Annotated in this window: 13 protein-coding genes; 12 read left to right on the forward strand and 1 reads right to left on the reverse strand. The window is 47.6% G+C overall.

Annotated elements, in window-relative coordinates; genetic code table 11:
• The first annotated feature begins 104 nt into the window (after positions 1-104).
• The 12 genes from bglS to AC0YNT_RS26120 all read left to right on the forward strand — a co-directional run bounded on the left by bglS (position 105) and on the right by AC0YNT_RS26120 (position 21,377).
• The gene (bglS, locus tag AC0YNT_RS26065; RefSeq protein ID WP_475807243.1) at positions 105-794 is read left to right on the forward strand and encodes a beta-glucanase; all 690 of its coding nucleotides are present in this window, start codon (positions 105-107) and stop codon (positions 792-794) included.
• A 212-nt stretch (positions 795-1,006) separates the two neighbouring features.
• Entirely contained in the window at positions 1,007-2,737 is a 1,731-nt protein-coding gene (locus AC0YNT_RS26070) for an extracellular solute-binding protein (RefSeq protein WP_475807223.1), read from the forward strand.
• Positions 2,738-2,890: 153 nt separating this feature from the next.
• Positions 2,891-4,357: a sulfatase gene (locus AC0YNT_RS26075; protein ID WP_475807224.1), complete on the forward strand. Its 1,467-nt coding sequence runs from the start codon at positions 2,891-2,893 to the stop codon at positions 4,355-4,357.
• Positions 4,358-4,375: 18 nt separating this feature from the next.
• A complete protein-coding gene (locus tag AC0YNT_RS26080) occupies positions 4,376-5,371 on the forward strand; it encodes a formylglycine-generating enzyme family protein (protein WP_475807225.1) in 996 nt (331 codons plus the stop codon).
• A gap of 517 nt (positions 5,372-5,888) precedes the next feature.
• Positions 5,889-7,238, forward strand: a complete 1,350-nt coding sequence (locus tag AC0YNT_RS26085; protein WP_475807226.1) for an extracellular solute-binding protein — start codon at positions 5,889-5,891, stop codon at positions 7,236-7,238.
• 94 nt (positions 7,239-7,332) lie between these two features.
• Positions 7,333-8,637, forward strand: a complete 1,305-nt coding sequence (locus AC0YNT_RS26090) for a carbohydrate ABC transporter permease (protein ID WP_475807227.1) — start codon at positions 7,333-7,335, stop codon at positions 8,635-8,637.
• Between the two features lies 1 nt (position 8,638).
• Positions 8,639-9,481, forward strand: a complete 843-nt coding sequence (locus tag AC0YNT_RS26095; protein ID WP_167278878.1) for a sugar ABC transporter permease — start codon at positions 8,639-8,641, stop codon at positions 9,479-9,481.
• A 36-nt stretch (positions 9,482-9,517) separates the two neighbouring features.
• Positions 9,518-15,439 carry an S-layer homology domain-containing protein gene (locus AC0YNT_RS26100; RefSeq protein WP_475807228.1) on the forward strand — a complete coding sequence of 1,974 codons (5,922 nt, stop codon included), beginning with the start codon at positions 9,518-9,520 and terminating at the stop codon, positions 15,437-15,439.
• 162 nt (positions 15,440-15,601) lie between these two features.
• Positions 15,602-17,170, forward strand: coding sequence for an ABC transporter substrate-binding protein (locus AC0YNT_RS26105; RefSeq protein ID WP_475807229.1), 1,569 nt, complete (start codon positions 15,602-15,604; stop codon positions 17,168-17,170).
• Positions 17,171-17,198: 28 nt separating this feature from the next.
• A complete protein-coding gene (locus AC0YNT_RS26110) occupies positions 17,199-18,956 on the forward strand; it encodes a sensor histidine kinase (RefSeq protein ID WP_475807230.1) in 1,758 nt (585 codons plus the stop codon).
• Positions 18,953-20,563 carry a response regulator gene (locus AC0YNT_RS26115; RefSeq protein WP_475807231.1) on the forward strand — a complete coding sequence of 537 codons (1,611 nt, stop codon included), beginning with the start codon at positions 18,953-18,955 and terminating at the stop codon, positions 20,561-20,563. The genes AC0YNT_RS26110 and AC0YNT_RS26115 overlap by 4 nt, the downstream gene beginning before the upstream one ends.
• Before the next feature lie 139 nt (positions 20,564-20,702).
• On the forward strand, positions 20,703-21,377 hold the full coding sequence (locus tag AC0YNT_RS26120) for a DNA alkylation repair protein (RefSeq protein WP_475807232.1): 675 nt from the start codon (positions 20,703-20,705) through the stop codon (positions 21,375-21,377).
• Positions 21,378-21,505: 128 nt separating this feature from the next.
• Here AC0YNT_RS26120 and AC0YNT_RS26125 read toward each other — a convergent pair.
• On the reverse strand, positions 21,506-21,687 hold a 182-nt coding region (locus AC0YNT_RS26125; RefSeq protein WP_475807233.1), incomplete at its 5' end, for a hypothetical protein.

Consider the following 21,687-nt stretch of genomic DNA (forward strand, 5'->3'; position numbering starts at 1 on the left):
GATCGAAAATGTACGGTTGGAAGGAGGGATAGGGGAAGGCTGGCTGATTTATAGTGTCCTATCACATTTGGAGGTGTTGTATGAAAAAGAAAGCATCACTCGTTATGGCTGGTTCGGCAATTGTCTCGATGTTATTCGTTTCAAGTTCGTACGGAGCTACTGAGTTTTGGGAACCTTTGACGTACTATAATCCTGCAACCTGGCAAAAGGCAGATGGCTACTCGAACGGCGGTATGTTTAACTGTACCTGGCGTGCAAATAATGTGAGCTTTACGAGCGACGGCCATTTGAAGCTGGGCTTAACAAGCTCTGCTTACAACGTATTTGATTGCGCGGAATACCGTTCCGTTTACAAGTATGGTTATGGTCTCTATGAGGTCAGCATGAAGCCGGCTAAAAACACAGGTATCGTATCTTCTTTCTTCACTTACACCGGCCCGGCTGATGGCACGCCATGGGATGAGATTGATATTGAGTTCCTAGGCAAAGATACGACCAAGGTGCAGTTTAATTACTTCACCAATGGCGTAGGCGGACATGAGAAAGTGGTAGATCTAGGCTTCGATGCGTCGCAAGGCTTCCATACTTATGCTTTTAATTGGCAGGCAGGCTCTATCAAGTGGTATGTTGATGGTGTGCTCAAGCATACGGCTACTTCAACGATCCCAACCAATCCAGGCAAAATCATGATGAACATCTGGAACGGAACAGGTGTAGACAGCTGGCTTGGTGCTTATAACGGCGCCAATCCGCTCTATGCCGAATATGATTGGATGAAATATACGAGCAACTAAAGCGAGAAAACGGTGCAGGAGGCTCCTGCACCGTTTTTGTGCAAATAATTCCCGGCTAGTAGTTAGCGGCCTCGTACAGTAAAATTTTAAAGATATATATTCAATTTTTAACATCCTAAGGAAGTGCAATTGATGTTGCAATCTTAGTATAGAACGAGGTAGTCCAACTCCTTAATATAGGTTTTGTAAACTACTACATTGCACTGGGGGAAATGCAGTTGAAAGAAAATAAAAGAAAGTTGCTGCCTACGATGGTGCTCGCGGGAGTTATGTCCCTAACAGCGATCACTAGTGCGTGCGGCAACAATAACAATGCACCGGACAATGCCAATGCAAGTACAAATGCCAGCAATGCGCCTGCTAATAACGCTGCTGCAGAAAATGCAACAAACGAGCTCAAGAAATATGATCCACCGATTACAATCAGCTACTTGCGCCCATGGGGCCCGGATGTAACGTTCAAAGAAGGTGAAGATGCCGACAATAACGTACATACGAAGTGGGCACTTGATAAATTCGGCATTCAGTTGAAGAACCAATGGATTGCTCCTTCGACGAACAATGCTTTTGAAACAAAGCTTCGCTTGTCTCTTGCGACGAATGAGAAAATGCCGGACATCATCTCCTACCGCGGTGACTTCACCCTCGTAAGAGAACTGATCGACTCCGGACGTTTCATAGATGCTGGTGAACTATTCGACAAATATGCCAGCCAAACTTGGAAAGATGCTATGAACGAAGATCCTACTGTATGGTATCCGTACATGGAGGATGGCAAGCGAGTTGGTATTCCAATTCTCGATTACGCTTACAATGGCGACCCGGTTATGTGGATTCGCGAAGACTGGATGCAGAAGCTTGGACTTCCAGCTCCTAAGACCTTGGCTGATCTCGAAAAAGTGATGGATGCCTTCACCAATCAGGATCCGGATGGCAACGGCAAGAAAGATACTTACGGTCTCGCGATTGGCTTCAAAAACTGGCTTAACACGTGGATGTCTGATGCAGGCTGGATCTTCGGCATGTATGGCACGCAGCCAAACCAATGGAATAAAGCAGCAGACGGTACCCTCGAATACGGTTCCGTATCTGCAGGCTCGAAGCAAGCACTCGCAACGCTTCAAAGCTGGATGAGCAAAGGCTACCTGCCGACAGAAGCAGGCTTGTACGACGAGACGAAAGCGTCGGAAGATTTCACAGCAGGCAAAGCAGGTATCGTTGTTGGTCCTCACTGGATGCCGGCATGGCCGCTTGAAGATGTGAAGAAAAACAATAAAGACGCACAATACAAAGCTTACGCGCTACCTGCTGGACCAGACGGTAAAGTGGGACGTCATGGCACAACTAACTCCAACGGTGTTGTGTTGATTAATGCAGAGATGGAGCATCCAGAAGCGTTCTTCGAATATCAGAACTACCTGTTCGAACAATTCGCGAATCCTCCAGCTGGCGGCGAGTTCGAGAATGGTATGGCAGAAGGTTATGACTGGGTAATGGTAGACGGTGAAGTGAAAAAAGATGCTGCAAGCACAGGCGGCTTTGCTCCAGAGAAGTATACGCTCACATTTGACGGAGCACGTATTCCAGGTCTGAATATGCAAGTGCTTGCAAAGCTGGCGAATGGCGAAGAGGCAACTACACCGTTTGAGAAGAAGAACAAATTAAGCGCGACTCAGCCACTTCTCGAAGCAGCTAAGATCGTTCTGGAACAGAAGGATGCGGTTATGCCGCAAATGTTCACAGGTGCTCCAACAGAAACAATGCAAACGAGCAGCGATATCTTAACGAAGATGGAGAAAGATACATTCTCCCAGATCATCTACGGCAAAGCTTCTGTTGATTCCTTCGACAAATTCGTAGAGAAGTGGAAATCTTCCGGCGGCGACAAAATTACGCAAGAAGTGAATGAATGGTACCAATCCGTTAGTGCAGGTGCAAAATAATAAATGTTAGGCAAACGAGTGATCGCTTCTCCCTTGGGAGAGGCGATCATTTTTTTATAGTGATTCCGTAGCTACTATTCACTCCTTTAAGAGTTTGCTATAGTAGGGGGTATTTAATATGTACTCACTATTTGGGAAATAAGAGGTGCTCAAATGAGAACTATTATGATTATGCTGGACACTTTGAATAGACGTGCTCTATCCGCGTATGGCGGAGAAGGCGTGATAACGCCGAACATAGATCGGCTTGCTGAGCAGTCTGTTGTATTCGACCAACACTGGTCCGGCTCATTACCATGTATGCCGGCTCGCAGAGATATGATGACCGGGCGTGCTGCTTTTCTTGAAAAAGGGTGGGGCGGCATCGAGCCGTTTGACCAAACCTTGCCGGCTGCACTTCGGGAAGCTGGTGTATTCAGTCACATCGTCACCGATCATTATCATTACTTTGCGACAGGTGGAGACAATTACTGCCAGTCTTTCTCGACTTGGGATTTCCACCGGGGGCAGGAGGATGATCCTTGGTTGTCTTCTGTCGCAGATCTGCCGAAGCGGGCTGAGTATTACGGACAAGTGAGGGAGCAATGTGATAAGAATCGGTCGCAGTTCATCCGGGAGGAAGACTATCCGGGACCACGGACGATTCAAGCGGCATGTGATTGGCTGGAGAGGAATGGACGCGAAGACCGTTATTTTCTGACCGTTGAGGCGTTTGATCCGCATGAGCCTTTTGATACACCTGATCATTATTTGGAGATGTATCAAGATAACTATGAAGGTCCGGCTTATAGCTGGCCAAAGTATGGCACGGTTGATGTACCACCCGATGCCCTTGCCCATATCCAGAAGCGTTATGCTGCGACCCTTACTATGATTGACTTGTGGCTTGGCAAGTTGTTTGAAACGATGGAACGGCTGGATATCTTGGATGATACGATGATTATCTTCACGACTGACCATGGCTTATTACTCGGTGAACATGAGCAGACGGGTAAAAACGTGATGCATGTTTACAATGAACTAGCTAATATTCCGCTTATGATCAGGTTTCCTGAAGGTCAGGGAGCGGGGACACGGATCAAGGCGCTTACACAAAATATTGACCTCATGCCAACTATTCTTGATTACATGGGCGTGGAAATTCCGGAAACGGTACAAGGAGCTTCGCTTCGACTATTAATAGAAGGAACGCAGGAGCAAATTCGTGAGGCTGCTTTATACGGTTATCACGGGATGTGCGTGAACGTAACGGACGGTCGTTATACTTATATGCGCGCACCGGTCTCCCCGGATAATTATCCGTGTTATACGTACACGGCGATGCCAACGACATTCCGCTCTTATCTAGGACGTATCGCCCCTGAAAAGATCGAAGCGGGACGATTCCTGCCTTATACGTCTTATCCAGTCTTCAAGATTCCGGAAAGCACGGAAGGCTCGAAGTATGCACGGAATCAATTCGTTATGGAGACACGTCTTTATGACCTTGCGAATGATGAAGCCCAGGAACATCCGCTGCATGATGAAGCGGCAGAGGCTCGAATGATCGAGCTGCTCATTAATGGAATGAAGCAAGCCGGAGCACCAGAGGAACAGTATGTCAGATTAGGTTTGGCTTAAGCAGGGAGGAATACGAATATGGCAGAAGATTCGCAAGACAATCCATTGAAATCTTGTTGTTCAACGCAACGTTCGTCTGTTGTAATTGCGCCTAAGAACCTTAAGCTAAAAGCTGGCGTTCAAATGGTGAAAGCTAAGCCTTCAAATGAGGATACGACAGGAATGGTCCTCATTCCAGGAGGAACCTTTCTTATGGGTACTAACGATAAGGAAGGTTTCCCTGCTGATGGAGAAGGACCGATCCATGCGGTTACGGTCTCGGACTTTTATATGGATGAGTGTGCCGTAACGAATGAACAGTTCGAACGGTTTATCGCGGCAACCGGTTATGTGACGGAAGCCCAGCAATTCGGCTGGTCTTATGTGTTCCATTCTTTTGTATCGGAAGCGGAAGCGGCAAAAGTAACGATGACTCCACAGTCTGCTCCATGGTGGTTCCCTATTGAAGGGGCGGATTGGAATCATCCTGAGGGACCGGATTCCGGTATCGAAGGCCGGGAGGATCACCCGGTTGTTCATGTATCCTGGAATGATGCGATGGCCTATTGCAAGTGGGCAGGCAGAAGGCTTCCTACGGAAGCGGAATGGGAATATGCCGGCAGAGGCGGTCTTGTTCAGAAGCGTTATCCTTGGGGGGACGAACTGAAGCAAGGCGGCGAGCATCACTGCAACATTTGGCAGGGCAAGTTCCCGGTCAAAAATCACGCCAGCGATGGTTTCCTCGGAACCGCTCCAGTACGAAGCTTCAAGCCTAACGGTTATGGTCTCTATAATATGGCGGGCAATGTATGGGAATGGTGCTCGGACTGGTTCAGCCCAGCCTATTACCAAAGCGGCGAGAATGACAATCCGCAAGGCCCGCGCGGCGGGGAAGGAAGAGTAATGCGAGGTGGTTCCTATCTATGCCACACCTCTTACTGCAACCGATACCGGGTTGCGGCACGTAATAAAAACACCCCGGACAGCTCAACAGGCAATGCGGGCTTCCGAACGGTGCTGTCAGCACCGCAATAAAGCAATGGGCCGTCTTCCCAAGGAGACGGTCCTTATTTTATTGCAGCCTTTTGACTGATTCTTAATTGTACCTGATTATAAACCTCCACCTGCTCTAAGCACCCAGTAATCTACACATCCCCTGATTGATGGCCTGCAAAAGCATATCGCAATTCAAGCCCAGTATTCTGTGCTCGTATGTTGGATTTGCTCCAAGATAAATCTCCCTTTTGCCTCTTCTCAATATCCATGTTGGATTCCATCCAGCATACTTCAGCAATATGAAGGTTACTTGGCTATTAGTGATCTTTTTACTGCACAGAATCCAATGTAGACGAACAAGTAACGCTCGTGACAGCCTTTTTACTGGATATCATCCAACACAGCCTTCTGTGTACGACAGGTCACAATCGTATCCTTTCAGGTCACCGGATTGGTAGTTAGGCCTCCCCCTGAACTCTTACAATTAACTCATGAACCACGGCAAACCGGGGTCAACAAACGACAAAGAGTTGATAAAGGGAAGGGAGCAACAACCATGTTAAAGAGCAAAAAAATGCTTATTACGCTTAGCTTGCTGGCTGTATCGATGTCGCTCGCAGCATGCGGCAGCAACAATAACGGCAACAGTAACACAGGCGCATCAACCAACGCTAGCGCAAATACAAACGCTAATGCACCAGCTTCGGAATCACCAAGTGCGGATGCAGCAGCAACAACAGAAGTCACAGGTCCAACGGAAGAGAAGCCTGCGGAACTGACAATCTGGCCAGACACTGCAGAAGATAAACTTGCAGTTATCCAAGCAGCAGCGGACAAATACACAGCCGCAACAGGGATCAAAATTAACATCAAACCGGTAGCGATGAACGACCAGCCGGATGTACTTGCCCTCGATGGTCCTGCAGGCAAAGGTCCAGACCTTTTCTACCAGCCGGGGATTGGCAGCCTTGTAGTGAAAGGACTCGTTCAAGAAGTGAAAGCTTCCGACGAGGTAAAAGGCACTTATACACCGGAAGCATTGGCAGCACTTAGCCAAGATGGCGTGCTCTACGGTCTTCCGCTCGTAACTGAAACGTACGCTCTCTTCTATAATAAGAAGCTTGTTCCTACAGCACCGGCAACGATTGCTGATCTGGAGCAAATTATGAAAGACCAGACAGATGCGAAGAAACAAAATTACGGCTTCCTCTTCGAAGCAGCGAACTTCTACTTTGCTTGGGGCTTCCTTGGCGGTGAAGGCGGCTACATCTTCAAAGACAATGCAGGCAAATACGACATCAACGATATTGGTCTCAACAAAGAAGGTACAGTAAAAGGTGCTTCCCTCATTCAAAGTTGGTTCAACAACGGTTACCTGCCTAAAGGCGTAAACGGCGACATTGTTGGCGGCTTGTTCACACAAGGTAAAGTTGGCGCGGTTATCAATGGTCCTTGGGCAATTAACGATTACAAAAAAGCATTGGGCGACGATCTTGCGGTTGCTCCAATCCCTACACTCGAAGGCGGCGAACATCCAACTTCCTTCATCGGCGTAAAAGGCTGGATGCTTTCCAAGTTCACGAAGAGCCCAGAGTGGGCGGCAGATTTTGCAGCCTTCCTGACGAACGAAGAGAACGCCCTTGATTACTTCCAGAAAACAGGCGAGGTTCCGCCAGTTATCAACGTACTGAACAATCCAATTTTGACAGGCGACCCGCTTGTAGCAGGCTTCTCGCAGCAAATTCAATATGGTCAACCGTTCCCTACTGTTCCTGAGCTTGATCATGTATGGGATCCAATGGCTAACGCTTTGAAATTCATCACAGAAGGAAAAGACGTTCAAGCTTCGCTGGATGACGCAGTAAATCTCATTAATGACAAGATGAAGATGGCAGGCGCGAAATAAGTAAACGTAACGTAAGCAAAAGGGAAGGGGCTCCTCGAGGCCCCTTTTCCTTTCCTATCTTAACGCATTCGGAAATATGGAAGGTGAACCAAACATGAACATCAACGCCCTGGAGCCAGCACCAGCATCCAGACAAAATAATCATAATCCTGCCCTGGCAACGGTTCTCTCAATCGTTCCTGGATTAGGCCAGCTGTACAATCGAAGGTGGATTAAAGGAATTGTATTTCTTGTAATTGGCTTAAGCTTGATCGCTGCGTTATCCGTGCCTATCGCAAACAGCATAACAGGTATGATCACGTTGGGAGATAACCCCGAAACGGATGATTCTCGTAATCTGCTCGTCCAAGGCTTGTTATCCTCGATCATTGGCATCATTTTGCTAGGTTTGTATGTGCTTAACCTGCTCGATGCCCGCAAAGATGCGAAGAAACGGCAGGAGGGTACTCGTACGCCATCCGTTCGGCAAGCATTCCAGGACAGCTGGGAGCATGGCTTCCCGTACTTTGTCGTTGTGCCGAATTTCATTATGATGGCGCTGATTGTCATTTTTCCGCTGCTGTTCATGATCTCTCTCGCTTTCACCAACTACAACCTTTACAATTCTCCACCCGCTCATTTGCTTGACTGGGTCGGCTTTGCCAACTTCAAATCACTGTTCACGGAAGCAGTGTGGAGCAAAAGCTTAATTACGGTCTTATCCTGGACGGTTGTCTGGACACTTGTTGCAACAACCTTGCAGATTGTGCTGGCCTTTTTCCTAGCCGTATTGGTCAATGACAGCCGTGTTAAATTCAAGCGTCTTATTCGTACCGTGCTGATTCTGCCCTGGGCCGTTCCTTCATTCATGACTGTGCTTGTGTTTACAGCGATGTTTAATGATACGTTTGGAGCGATTAACCGGGATATCTTTTCCCATTTTGGCGTGACGATTCCTTGGTTGTCTGATCCGACTTGGGCTCGGATTGCGATTATTAGCATTCAAGTATGGCTTGGTTTCCCTTATGTATTCACCTTGATTACAGGCGTGCTGCAGGGGATTTCGAAAGATTGGTATGAAGCTGCTGATGTAGACGGGGGTAGCCGGTGGAAGAAGTTCCGCTTTATTACGATGCCGCATGTGCTGTTCGCTACAGCTCCGCTGCTCATCATGCAGTACTCGTACAACTTTAATAATTTCAACATTATTTATCTGTTTAATAAAGGCGGCCCGCCAGTACCCGGTCAAAGTTCAGGTGCTACCGACATCCTGATCTCGTGGGTGTACAGCCTGACGTTCAAAGAAAATAATTACAAGATGGCTGCCGCCGTTTCCATCATTATGGGTATCGTTGTAGCGGCGTTTGCCCTCTATCAATTCCGCAAAACCCGTTCCTTCAGAGAGGAGGATATGTACTAAGATGAAGCGTTCACTCAAATCCGCTCTCGAAGTATCCGGCATCTATTTGATCGTTTTGATTATGTTTGTCCTTATTCTATATCCGTTGTTGTGGGCATTCAGTATGTCCCTCAATCCAGGCACAAGCTTATTTTCCCTCAAGATGTTCCCGGACAACTGGTCGCTCGAGCATTATAAGTGGTTGTTCACAGATCCAAGCAGTAATTACACCCTTTGGTATAAAAATACGCTAATCGTAGCTTTCATTAATGGCTTGGCATCAGTCTGCATCGTGTCCATCGTAGCTTATGTATTCTCAAGGTTCCGGTTCATCGGCCGCAAGAACAGCATTTATACCTTCCTGCTGCTGCAGATGTTCCCGGTACTCATGGGGATGGTGGCGATCTACCTGCTGCTCAACACGGTTAACCTGCTGGATACATTCACGGGCCTGATCCTGATCTATGTGTTTGGTGGTCTCCCAATGAACTTGTTTCTTGTAAAAGGTTACCTGGATACGATACCGCGTGACCTCGACGAATCGGCCAAAATCGACGGAGCAGGCTACCTGACGATTTTCTTCCGGATCTTAATTCCGCTCGCCAGCCCGATTATTGCAGTTGTTGCTTTGTTTACATTTATGGCGCCGTTCTTTGATTTCCTGACGCCGCAGATCATTATCCGCAGCCCGGAGAAGTTCACGCTGGCGCTAGGCTTATACAACTTTATTAATGATAAGTTTGCGAATAACTTTACGATGTTTGCCGCAGGTACAATTCTTATTGCGATACCTATATCGATTGTTTTCCTGCTGCTGCAGCGCTTCCTCATCTCCGGTCTTGCGGATGGGGCGACGAAAGGTTAATCGTGCTCTAATTACTTTGTAGGAGGAATGGGATCAATGCCATCATTATTAAAGAAGTTTGTATTTCTTTGTATGGCGCTCCTCATTGCGATCCCCCCGCTGTCCGCTAGTGCGGACGGCGTTTCTGGGGCTAATAATGAAGACGCTTTCATTCAAATTCATAATCCATGGAAAGGTTATTCGCTTTATGAGGATTCAGCAGGTAAGGTGCGTTACGGCTTTCCGGCTGTGAACGATCCTTATGCGCAATGGACAATAGAAGTGAAGGGCGATCATAAGCGAATTAAAAACCGCGCGACCGGCCATTACATGAATTCGGAAGATGTAACGGATGCGAATATTACAAATCCAGTATCAAACTCTGACATCGGTGAGAACTGGATCTCTGACACATGGGATATTGCAGAAGTTGCAACAAAACCTGGAGAGTTCAATATTATCAGTACTCGTAACTCCTCGTGGATCGTCAATTTCCAAATTGACGACGGTACCGTTCAGTCGAATAACTGGGCGCAATCGGACTGGGGAAGCGCAACCTGGACCTTTGATTCAATAGAAACCAGCGAACCGGTTCGAGCGCCGAAGCGGATCAAGAACAATTGGAAAGGCACCTATTTATATGAAGATAACGGTCAGATTAAATACGGCGACCCTGCTTATACGGATCAATCTTCGCAATGGACTTTGATTGACACGGCAAACGGCAAGCTGCTGCGCAACGTGGCGACGGGCCATTATGTAACGAGTGTTGATTATGTCGGGGCAACGCCGCTTTCCGCTGAAGTTACGCCAAGTGTAAATTCAGCTTGGATCATCGCGGCTGCCAAGGCCGACAACGGTAGCGAAGTGGATGGTTACGTAATCCTGAAAAGCGCGGCAAATGCAAGCAGCCTCATCAACGTGCAGAATCAAGATGGCTTCGCACAGGGCAATAATTGGGCTCAGGCTACTTGGGGCAGCGCTCAGTGGGCACTGGAGGACCCGGCTCCGCCTACAGCTCCGGTTGTTCCATACATTCGGATTAAGAACAATTGGTTGCAGCTGTATCTTTTTGAAGATGCCAATGGTGTTGTTCAATACGGCAACGTGCTGTCATCTAATCAGAATGCTCAGTGGCTGGTGGAAGATCATGACGGTGTAAAACGAATCAAGAACCGCGGCACTGGTCATTATTTGAATAATGATGGGGTAACAGGCGACCGGGACGCTCTGAAATCTTCCACTCTGGCTGATGACTCGACTGCTGGTGATTGGACAATCGAGACGTATCAAGGCTATAAGCTGATCAGCAAGCCAGGCGATGACAGCGGGAAATACGTCAATGCTGAGAACAAGCTCAAATACGCGCAGTTCAGCGTTGTGCCTAAAGACTGGGGCAGCCCAAAATGGGAGTTTGTCACCGTAGGTGAGACAGCTCCAGCCTATGTACGCCTGAAGAACAGCTATTTTGGCCAATACCTCTTTGAAGATGAAGATGGCAAGGTGGCTTACGGCCAGCCTGATGCGGATGACCCGGCCTCTCATTGGTCTATTGAGACTGCACCGCAAGGTGTTTACATTGTGAACCGGGCAACAGGCCATATGATTTCGAATGAGAACATTAACAAGCAGCCGGGGGAAACAGATCCGCATCTTAAACCTCTCGAAAGCTTAACGCTGGATAAAACATGGGGCAGCGTACAGTGGGTGATGACGGATGTAGAGGGCTCAGCGAATACGAAAGTATTCAGCAACAGCTGGAATCCGAACTGGAATAATGAAGCAGCTAATATCCATATGCAGGATGAGACCGGCTTTGCGCAAGCAAGTAATATTCCGGCGAATTGGGGCAGCGCGCAATGGGTGCTGGAGGCTGCTGTGCAAGCACCGGCTGAATTACCGGAAGGTTTTATCCGGATCAAGAATGAAGCTTCCGGCCAATACCTGTATGAGAACGGCAACCATGTTGTCTTATACGGCACACCAGCTGCGAACAATGCGGCATCGCACTGGCAGATTACGAGTGAAGATGGTACTCAGCATATCGTAAACCGTGCGACTGGCAATGTAATCTCTATCGAAAATCTGCAAAGCTATCTGGAGACAACAACAGCTCCAGCGGATAAGGATACGAAAGTGAACTGGGTTGTAGAAAATGGCCCTACCTCTGGTTTATATCTGCTTCGCAGTGCAGCGGCGGGTTATGAAGACAACTATATTCATACCGAGGATTTGCAAGGTTATGCGCAATATGAACTAAGATCGATTGAAAGCCGCGGCGTGCAGTGGAGATTCGAGACGGCATCAGCTGAGGCAGTGACCGTACCATCGGTCGACGGTCCTGAGAACGCCGTAACTCCTGTATTGAAGGAGACGAATGTAGTTCGGATCGTTGATGGTGTAAGCGGCAAGGCAATAATCGAACGTAACGGCGCTATTGTTGCAGCTATTCCTACGGTTAATGATGGCAAAGCAGCTAACTGGCTGCCGCAGGATTACAACGGTCATAAGCAATATGTGAATCAAGCGACTGGCCATAAGCTGGCTCACAATCCGAACGGTCAGCCTTCGGTCAATACGGATGGAACAAGTCTGGCTGGACAATGGGAAGTTAATGCTTATGCAGGCTATCAACTGCTGAGCAATGCTGCTGCTCCTGAACAGTATTTAACGTTAAGTGAAGCGGGAGCAATTACTTCCGAGGCGGTTGAGCCAGCGGCAAGCTCGGCACATTGGCTGCTTCAGCCCGTGAAGAATGATGTTCGCTATGAAGCAGAAGAAGCTTTTATGGCTGGCGGGGTATCTGCTAATGGAACTTCAGTATCTGGTTTTACACAAGTGGATGCAACGCTGCTGTTTGCTGTTAATGCGGACAGTGCTGGCATCTATGGAGTGAAAGTGCATTATCGGAATTCAGACAATAATGCAAAGACGTTAAATGTATATGTCAACGGCTTAAAGCAGCCTGCTGCAATAGAGTTCCCAAGTACAGGTAACGGCTGGGCTGACAAGACATTGAACCTTCCACTTCGTGCAGGCATGAATACGATATCCTTGCAGTATGATAACGGCAATACCGGCAATGATGATGTCGATTACCTCCTCGTGCAAAATGCAATCAACAAAGATTACCGCGGAGCGACAGTTCCCTTTACGACTTATGAAGCAGAGCATGGCGTAACGAATGGTTCTTTAATCGAAGAGGACCGTACGTTTAAAACCTTTGCTTCCGAAGCATCCGGAAGGGGAGCTGTTCGTTTGGACGCAACAGGACAATATGTAGAGTTTAAAACAACGGAGCAAGCGAATGCGCTGACCATGCGCTATATCATTCCGGACTCCGCAGCTGGTGATGGCGAAGAACATTCACTAACGCTGTATATTAATGGAGAGAAGCAAGGCAAGATTAATCTGTCCAGCAAGTACAGCTGGGTGTATGGCAAATATCCTTGGACGAATAATCCGGATGATGGAGATGCTCACCGTTTCTATGATGAGTCCCGTCTATTAATTGGCGAAGTACCAGCAGGCGCGACGATCCGTCTCGTGAAGGAAGCAGACGATACAGCAGAATACTATGTGGTTGACTTAGTAGATTTGGAGCAGGCGCCTGATGCTTATTTGCAACCAGACGGCTACTTATCGGTAACAGACTTTGGAGCAATAGCAAATGATACATCGGATGATTCAGCTGCTTTTGAAGCAGCGATTGCAGCAGCGAAGGAGCAGGGCGTTGGTGTATGGATTCCGGCAGGGGTATTTACACTTACAGAAGGACCTCTCCATATCGATAATGTGACGATCCGTGGAGCGGGCATGTGGCACACCGAACTGCAGGGAGCAGGCTTCCTCGTTGAAGGAAGTAAAGTACAAGTCTACGATTTGTATATGGATCTAGGTGTGACTGGGCGTCATGATGAGCTGCGTGAAGCGGGCTTTGATGGCACCTTTGGCCAAGGCTCGGTCATCCAGAACGTATGGATCGAGCATGCAAAAGCCGGAATCTGGTCGATGCGTAGTGACCAAGCTGTGCTGACAGATGGGTTATACGTCGGCGGCGTGCGAATTCGCGATACCTATGCCGACGGCATTAACTTCACAACCGGCACAAGAAACTCCATGATTGAACAAACCCATATCCGCAACTCCGGTGATGACAGCATCGCGCTTTGGTCACAGAAGCCGGAAGGCGTATCCGATGATGATAGCCGTGTGAGTGGTAATACCGTTCGGTTTAATACAGTACAGCTGCCATGGCTTGCGGATAATGTAGCGATCTTTGGCGGACGGGATAATAAAGTGCAGGATAACCTGTTGTCTGATACGGTAGGGTTTGGTGCAGGGATTGCGGTATCAACACGCTTTAATCCGATAGCATTCGACGGTACAACGCTGATTGAGCGCAATACGCTCATTCGTACAGGCGGCCGCGAACCAAGCTGGGGACAGAACTTTGGAGCTATCTGGCTGTTCGCCGGAGATAAGCCAATTGATGCGGACATTAAGATCCGTAATAACACAGCATTGGACAGTACCTATCAAGGTCTGTACGTGAATGGCCCTAACGCTATCACGAACGGGACTCATAGCGTTACGATTGAGAACTATGTGATCGATGGAACCGGCACATGGGGAATTCATGTGAACAGTGACGTAAGTGGATCAATTAATATGGACAATGTTATCGTTCGTCATACGAAGATTGGACCAGTATTTAACGCAGCAGGAACGGGCTTTGAGCTTCGTACCGTTACGCATGAGGATGATGGAAATTCAGGCAATAATACAGGCGGCGGTTCAACACCAGTTGAGCCATCCATTGATCATGATGCTGAACTGAAGGCTGGCCTAGTATCAGGTAAAGCGGAGATTGTCATTGACTTGCCGGCTAATGCTGAAGCGGGAACTGTTGAGTTCTCTGCAGCTGTATTGAAGGAGGCAGCATCTGCTCCTAAAGGTGCAGTCGTTGTGATTCGTTATGGGGGAATGACGTATAACCTGCCGTCCGATATTTGGACGATTTTGGAGAAAGCAGGTTACGGGCAGCAGTTGGGGACGTCTGGTGCAAAGCTGACCATCAAACTCTCGCAAGCAGCATCAGATACAACTGAGGAGATGAAGAACAAGGCAGCTTCGGCAGGCTTCACCATTGCAGGTAATCCCGTTTCCTTCGAGATGACTTTGCAATCCGGTGATGAGTCCATACCGGTACATCAATTCGGAAAGCAGTTTGTAGCTAGAAGCTTTACGCTCGACGGTCCATTAGATGCGGAGCACAGCTCGGTTGTGGTGTTTGATCCGGCAACAGGACAATTTAGAACGGTACCTGCGTTGTTCACAAGTGAAGGCGGCCATACCGTTGTTACGGTAAAAAGCACAACAAACAGCCTTTACGCGGCAGCTGTTTCGACTGTTACCTTCAAGGATATCTCTTCCCATTGGGCGAAGGATGACATTCTGCTTCTGGCAAACAAACGAATCGTAAATGGTGTTGCGGCAGATACGTTTGCACCAAACCGGAATATCAGCAGAGCGGAATTTGCTGCACTTGTGGTGAAGGCGCTTGGGTTTGCACCAACAAGTGAAGACAACAAAGCATTCACAGATGTACAGCCGTCTACCTGGTACGCCTCTTATATTAATACAGCTGTCCAATACGGTATTGTAAAAGGGATGAGTGATAGTACATTCCATCCGAATCAAGAAGTAACCCGCCAGGAAATGGCGGTTATGCTGGACCGTGCGCTGGAGCTGACCCAAAAGAATACTTCATCTTCGAATACGGGAACAACAGCGTTCGAACATGACGGCAGCCAAATCGCCGAGTGGGCACAGTCTTCCATTGATGAGCTTGCAGCAGCAGGGATTATGCAAGGCAAATCTGCAGGTAAGTTCGCTCCGCTTGATCATGCGACACGTGCAGAAGCAGCGGTAACGCTGAAGCGTTTGCTGCAGGCAACAGGCTTCATGGACAAATAATTCAATTTAATGAAGCAAGCCGGTTAGGGGCAACCTTAACCGGCTATTTGTCATGCGTTCAAAGTCACAATCTTGTTATTAAAAGTTACAATTAGAGTAGTCGGAAAGAATCAAGCCGTTGTATGATGAGGTATCTAACCTTGTGCCAAGGAGACGAGTGACATGTTTAATAGAGCTAATAAGAAAGCGCTTCCAATAATTGTCGGATCGCTGCTCGTCGTCGCTATCCTCATAGTATTCTCGACGATGTACGGACAAACGCCGAAGCCGGCTCGACAGGCTGACGATTCCAATACAAATCCCGATAATCAATCTGCTGACAAGCCGGCTGCAGATACTAATAATACCGACAAGCTGGTTATGGTCTTCCCTGCGGGTAATGTGCCCAAGGACCTTAATCTTGTTGAAGACAAAATCAACGACTATCTTCTGAAAAAAATAAACGCCACAGTCGACATTCGTACGATTGATATGGGCTCCTGGTGGGATAAGACGGGGCTTATGTTTGCTTCCGGCGAACAGATGGACATTCTCTTTACCGCAGGATGGATGCGCTTTGGCGATGAGATTGCGAAAGGGCGCTACCTTCCTCTTGATGAGCTGCTGGACAAATATGGCGAGGGTATTCGCAAGATTCTGGATCCTTCTATTCTCGAAGCAAGCAAGGTGAATGGCAAGCTATACGGCATTGTTACAAACAAAGAGTTTGCTTCCAGCAAAGGGCTGGTGCTCCGGCAGGATCTGGTGGATAAATACGATATTAATCTCTCGCAAGTGAAGACACTGGCCGACTTTGGCCCCATTTTCGAGAGAATTAAACGAGATGAGCCGGGAGTTGCACCACTGCAAGCACGTGCAGACCGCAGTCCTCTTACGTTTATGATGCAGTACGGTATTTTTGACATGCTTGGAGAAGGACCAGGTGTATTGCGACGTGACGGTCAATCAACGAAGGTGCTTAGTATGGCGGAGACGGATGAATTTATGAACTATGCGAAGCTGCTCTATGAGTGGAATCGGAAGGGATACCTGAACGCGGATGCTACAACATCTAAAGATAATGAATATGACGCAGTGAAAGCAGGTAATGCCTTTGCTTATGCCGAGTCTCTTAAACCAGGATTTGAGATTCAAGCTTCGCGGGATACCGGTTATCCCATGGTCAGTGTAGAACTGACAAAACCTTATACGACAACAGCGGATACAACAAGCGCGATGTTCGCGATTACCCGTAATGCCAAGCATCCGGAGAAATCAATGATGCTGCTAAATCTTTTATACACCGATCCTTATTTACTGAATTTGCTCGATTGGGGCGTAGAGGGTGTTCATTACGTCAAGAAGTCGGATAATGTCATCGAATATCCGCCTGACGTAGATGCCAAGACGGTGGGCTACAATCTCAATCAGCCTTGGATGTTTGGCAACCAGTTGAACTCCTATCTATGGGATAACGAAAATCCGGGTCTCTGGGAGGAATACCGCAGCTTTAACGAGCAGGCGGATAAATCGAAGGCACTTGGTTTTGTGTTTAACCCCGAGCATGTGAAGGCGGAGATTGCGGCTTCCCTACTCGTAGAAAAAGAATTTATGCCGGCCTTTAATACCGGAGCTCAGGATCCGGAGAAAATTATCCCGATGTATATAAGCAAGCTGAAGGCAGCTGGAGCTGATAAAGTCGTCCAGGAAAAGCAGCGTCAGCTTGATCTATGGCTGCCCAGCCACAACTAATTCGCAGATGAGGAGAGGAGAACGGGCAATGAGACAAGCGACGATGCGTTCCAGGCTGATCTTGGGCTTTGGTCTCGTCATTATTCCTCTCGTGATCCTGCTCTTGTGGAACAATCTCTATGCAACAAAGGTTGTCCACTCCCAGGTCGCACAGTCGAACCGGAATATGCTCACGATGTATATGAATGATATGGATCAGGTGCTGGGAGAGATCGAGAACTATCTCTACAAAGCGGCCGAGCAGGATCAAAGCTTAATCTCGCTCAGCCAATATGATCAAGAAAGCTGGGAATATTATTTGTCTACGACGCAGACATCCAATGATTTGGATTTGAACATTAACTATTATGATGCAGCAGACGTCTTGTTTGCTTACAGCACCAAATATGAAGAGCTACTAATCGCACAGCAGCAATCGGTTACTTATGACCGTAAACAGGAGATTCAGACAAAGCTGAGAGAACTGCTTGCCAAAGATGATCCTGCTATTCGTACCGGCTGGAACGTTGTGGAGTTAAATGGACAATATGCTCTCGTTCGTGTCGTGGATACGAATTATGATTCCTATATTGGAGCATGGATTGATCTAAATCGGCTGATGGAGCCGATGAGGGTATTGGGGCAAGGAGGCAAGGCAGAAGCACTTCTTGTATCGGGCGAAGGTAAGCCATTATCAACCGTAGGCAATTCGATCCGTCAGGAGATAGAAGCTTTCGACCTAACCACTTACATGGACAACGGCAACGCCGCTTATAACATCGTCAAGCTGGGTAAACCATACTTGCTTGTGGCGAAAAGCTCCAGGATGGCAGATATGAATCTGATCTTCCTTCTGCCTGAGCGTACACTGCTCGAGGGCCTTCCGATTTTCCGTAAAATGACGTATCTCATTCCAATGCTTGCTGCGATTATGCTAGGCCTTTATCTCTTCTTCCTGCAGAACTCCATTGTAAAGCCAATCCACCATTTCATTAAAGGGATGCGCAAGATTCGCTCCGGCGACCTTAGCGTCCGGATGGAAGATTATAAGCTTCAGGAGTTTATTACGCTGAAAGAAACGTTTAACGGGATGGCTCAGCAGATCGAGCATTTGAAGATTGATATCTACGAGGAACAGATCAGGACACAGAAGGCGGAATTGAAGCATTTGCAGGCACAGATCCATCCTCATTTTTTCATGAACTCTCTTAATATTGTCTATCAACTTGCACAGATCAAGGATTATGAAGTGATTCAGAACATGTCTTTGCATCTTGTACGCTATTTCCGATTTACGACCCGTACGCAGGTTTCAACGGTTACCGTGAAGGAAGAAGTCGAGCATCTCTACCATTATCTCTCGATTCAGAAGTATCGTTTCCCGGAGACACTTGCTTTTGATTTTATCGTAGACCCAGCTCTGGAGAACGTAAGTATTCCGCCGCTTAGCATTCAGCCTCTCGTTGAGAATGCAATGGTACACGGCTTCTCCATTCGGACAGGAACTCCATTCCATATTCGGGTGAAGGTATCATCAGAAGGCGAGGGGGATCAAGCAGAGCTGGTCATTGAGGTAGAGGATAACGGAAAAGGTCTCACGGAGGAACAAATCGAACATTTGCATATGAAGGTGCAGCAGCTTGAGCCTGGTGATGGCAGTTTAGGGCTGTGGAACGTTGTTCGGCGATGCAGGCTCTATTATAAAGGTACAGTCAGAATGGCATTTGGCAGTGCAGATCCACAGGGTACGATAGTAACGCTGCGGGTGCCGAGGAATAAAACGGGCGAGAGGGAGCCGGGACAATGATACGAGTACTCATTGTAGATGATGAAATTTATGCGGTGAAGGGACTTCGTTCAGGAGTCCGGTGGGATATGATTGGAGTCGATGAGGTTTATGAAGCTTATCATGCACCGATGGCGCAGCAGGTACTGCATGAACAGCAGATAGACATCGTCATATGTGATATCGAAATGCCGGAAATTAGTGGTCTTGAACTGATGGCGTGGATAAAAGCACAAGGCATGCAGCCAGAGACGATTGTGTTGACCTGCCATTCTGAGTTTGAGTATGCGAAGCGTGCAATCCATCTGGGCAGCTTTGAATATTTGCTTAAGCCGGTTATTTATACCGAGCTGGAGGAGGCTCTCCTCACTGCGATCTCCCGGGTGAATGAGAAGCGGAGAATTAGTGAAACGGATGACCAATACAATAAAATCGTTGAGCTGTGGAACAGCCGTAAGCCAATGCTCGTAGAGCGCTTCTGGCAGGATCTGCTGGAGCGCAGAGTATCAACAAGCCGTGAAGCGATCAGGCAATCTCTCTCTGCTTATGATATGAAGCTAAGTACAGTTGAACGTGTTCGTCTCATCCTTATTAGTGTGGAGAGCTGGGAAAGACCACTTAACGAGCGGGATGAGCTTATTATGGAGTTTGCACTGCGCAAATCGGCAGAAGAGCTGCTCCTTGAGAAGCTTCCGGGCAACGTTATTCAAGATCATCGGGGTAATATTCTTATCGTGCTGCACCTCGGTGAGATTGACGCAGCTAGAGAAGAGATTGAGACGTTATGCCGGGCGTATATGGAAGCATGCAGCCAGTATTTCTACTGTCGTTTGTCCTGCTATATTGGTGAGTTAAGTGCTGTAACGGATGTGCTGCAAAGCTACTTAACCTTACTGAACAAAGAATATCGCAATGTGAGCATGGCAGGCGGTATTATCTGGAGCGAAGATCCGAGGACAAATACCATCATACCGGCCGCCAAATTTACGGATGCAATGCTGGACTGGGCGGATTTACTTGAGCAGGGCGATGTAACGGAGCTGGCGCAAAGGCTGGAAGATTGGACGAATGCAATTGATCCACATACCGCAACCGTCGATAGTTTAACAGCCTCTTACCATGCGCTGCTGCAAGTCATCTATTATGCAATGCACCGTAAGGGACTCCAAGCTCAGCAGTTGTATGAGAATCATGCCTGTTCGGGAATGGAGACAGCCACCCGGTCGGTTGGACAATTCAAAGCTTGGGTACGCTGCATAACAGAAGCCGCAGGCAGCTTGTTCTCGAGAACGATGGCTGTTAGTCCTATCGTGCTCAAGGTGAAGGCATTTATCGCTGAGCATCTGAACGAGGAGCTTAGTCGTGAGCAGCTGGCGTCCATTGCTTTTGTGAATCCCGCCTATCTGTCCCGTCTGTTCCGGAAGGAAACAGGTATGGTGCTGACAGACTATATATTGAAGGAAAGAATGGATAAAGCTGCGGAGCTTCTTACGACAACCGACCGCAGTATCAGTGAGATCGCTGACGGTCTCAGCTACGGCAATTTCTCGTACTTCGCCAGATTGTTCCGCAAGGTTCATGGCGTAACTCCGCAGGAATACCGGAAGCCTTATCGCAGAGTACAATAGATCATTATTGTAGTACTCCCTCAAACCACCTTAAGAGGTGGTTTTTTATGTAGACTCTTGATGATGAAAGTAGTGGCCACATTAGCTTGCATATCGAGTACTCACCAAACTATAATTTTGGAAAATGGAGGGGATTGCTATGTCGACATATGCTAATAAGTTAGCAAATTGGCTGCGTGAGCACGCTGATCATGAGAGAGCACATGCTATGGAAGCTTATATGCGTAATCAGTTTCCGTTCTTAGGGATTAAGACGCCAGAAAGAACCCAGCTGACAAGGGAGTTCTGGAAGGAGAATGGTCTGCCCAAGGGCGAACTGCTGCTGCAAACGGTAAATGAGCTATGGCAGTTGCCGGAGCGGGAGTATCAATATACGGCGATGGTTCTGCTGGACAAGCACCGAAAGCAGGCTGACAGATCACATATTGATGTATTAGAGCAACTGATTGTCACAAAGTCTTGGTGGGATACAGTAGATATCATTGCGGGTCAGCTTGTAGGCTTTCATCTATCGAAGTACCCGGATCTGCTTCCCGATTATCCGGATCGCTGGATACACTCAGACAATATGTGGCTGCGCCGAACGGCTATCCTCTATCAGCTCAAATATAAAGGAAGTACAGATATCGAGCGACTCTTTCATTATATCAACCTGCAAAAGGAAGAGTCCGAATTCTTTATCCGAAAAGCAATTGGATGGGCGCTTAGGGAATACGCGAAGACAGAGGCAGATGTAGTTCGCCGGTTTGTTAATGAAACTCCCTTATCTTCTCTTAGTGTAAGAGAAGCACTGAAGCATATAGGAACAGAGTAGGCTGCTAGGATATAAAGTTTTTTAAAAAAAGACTTGCAATGGGATATATGCCTATGGTATATTCTAATTCCGGCCGAGAGAGATACACGGTTCGGACGACAAGCTGAAGTACATTGATTGATAGAAATTCAAATCGATGAAAAATAAAGCTTGACACTGAATTCGATAACGTGATAAGATATACAGCGTTGTTGAGAAAAATTGTTCTTTGAAAACTGAACAACGAGCAAAACTGCCCCGTTAGAAATAACGGAAAAAGCGATAAAAACAAGTTTGAGCAAGTCAAACACCATTTCATGGAGAGTTTGAT

The organism is Paenibacillus sp. J22R56 (assembly GCF_056269375.1).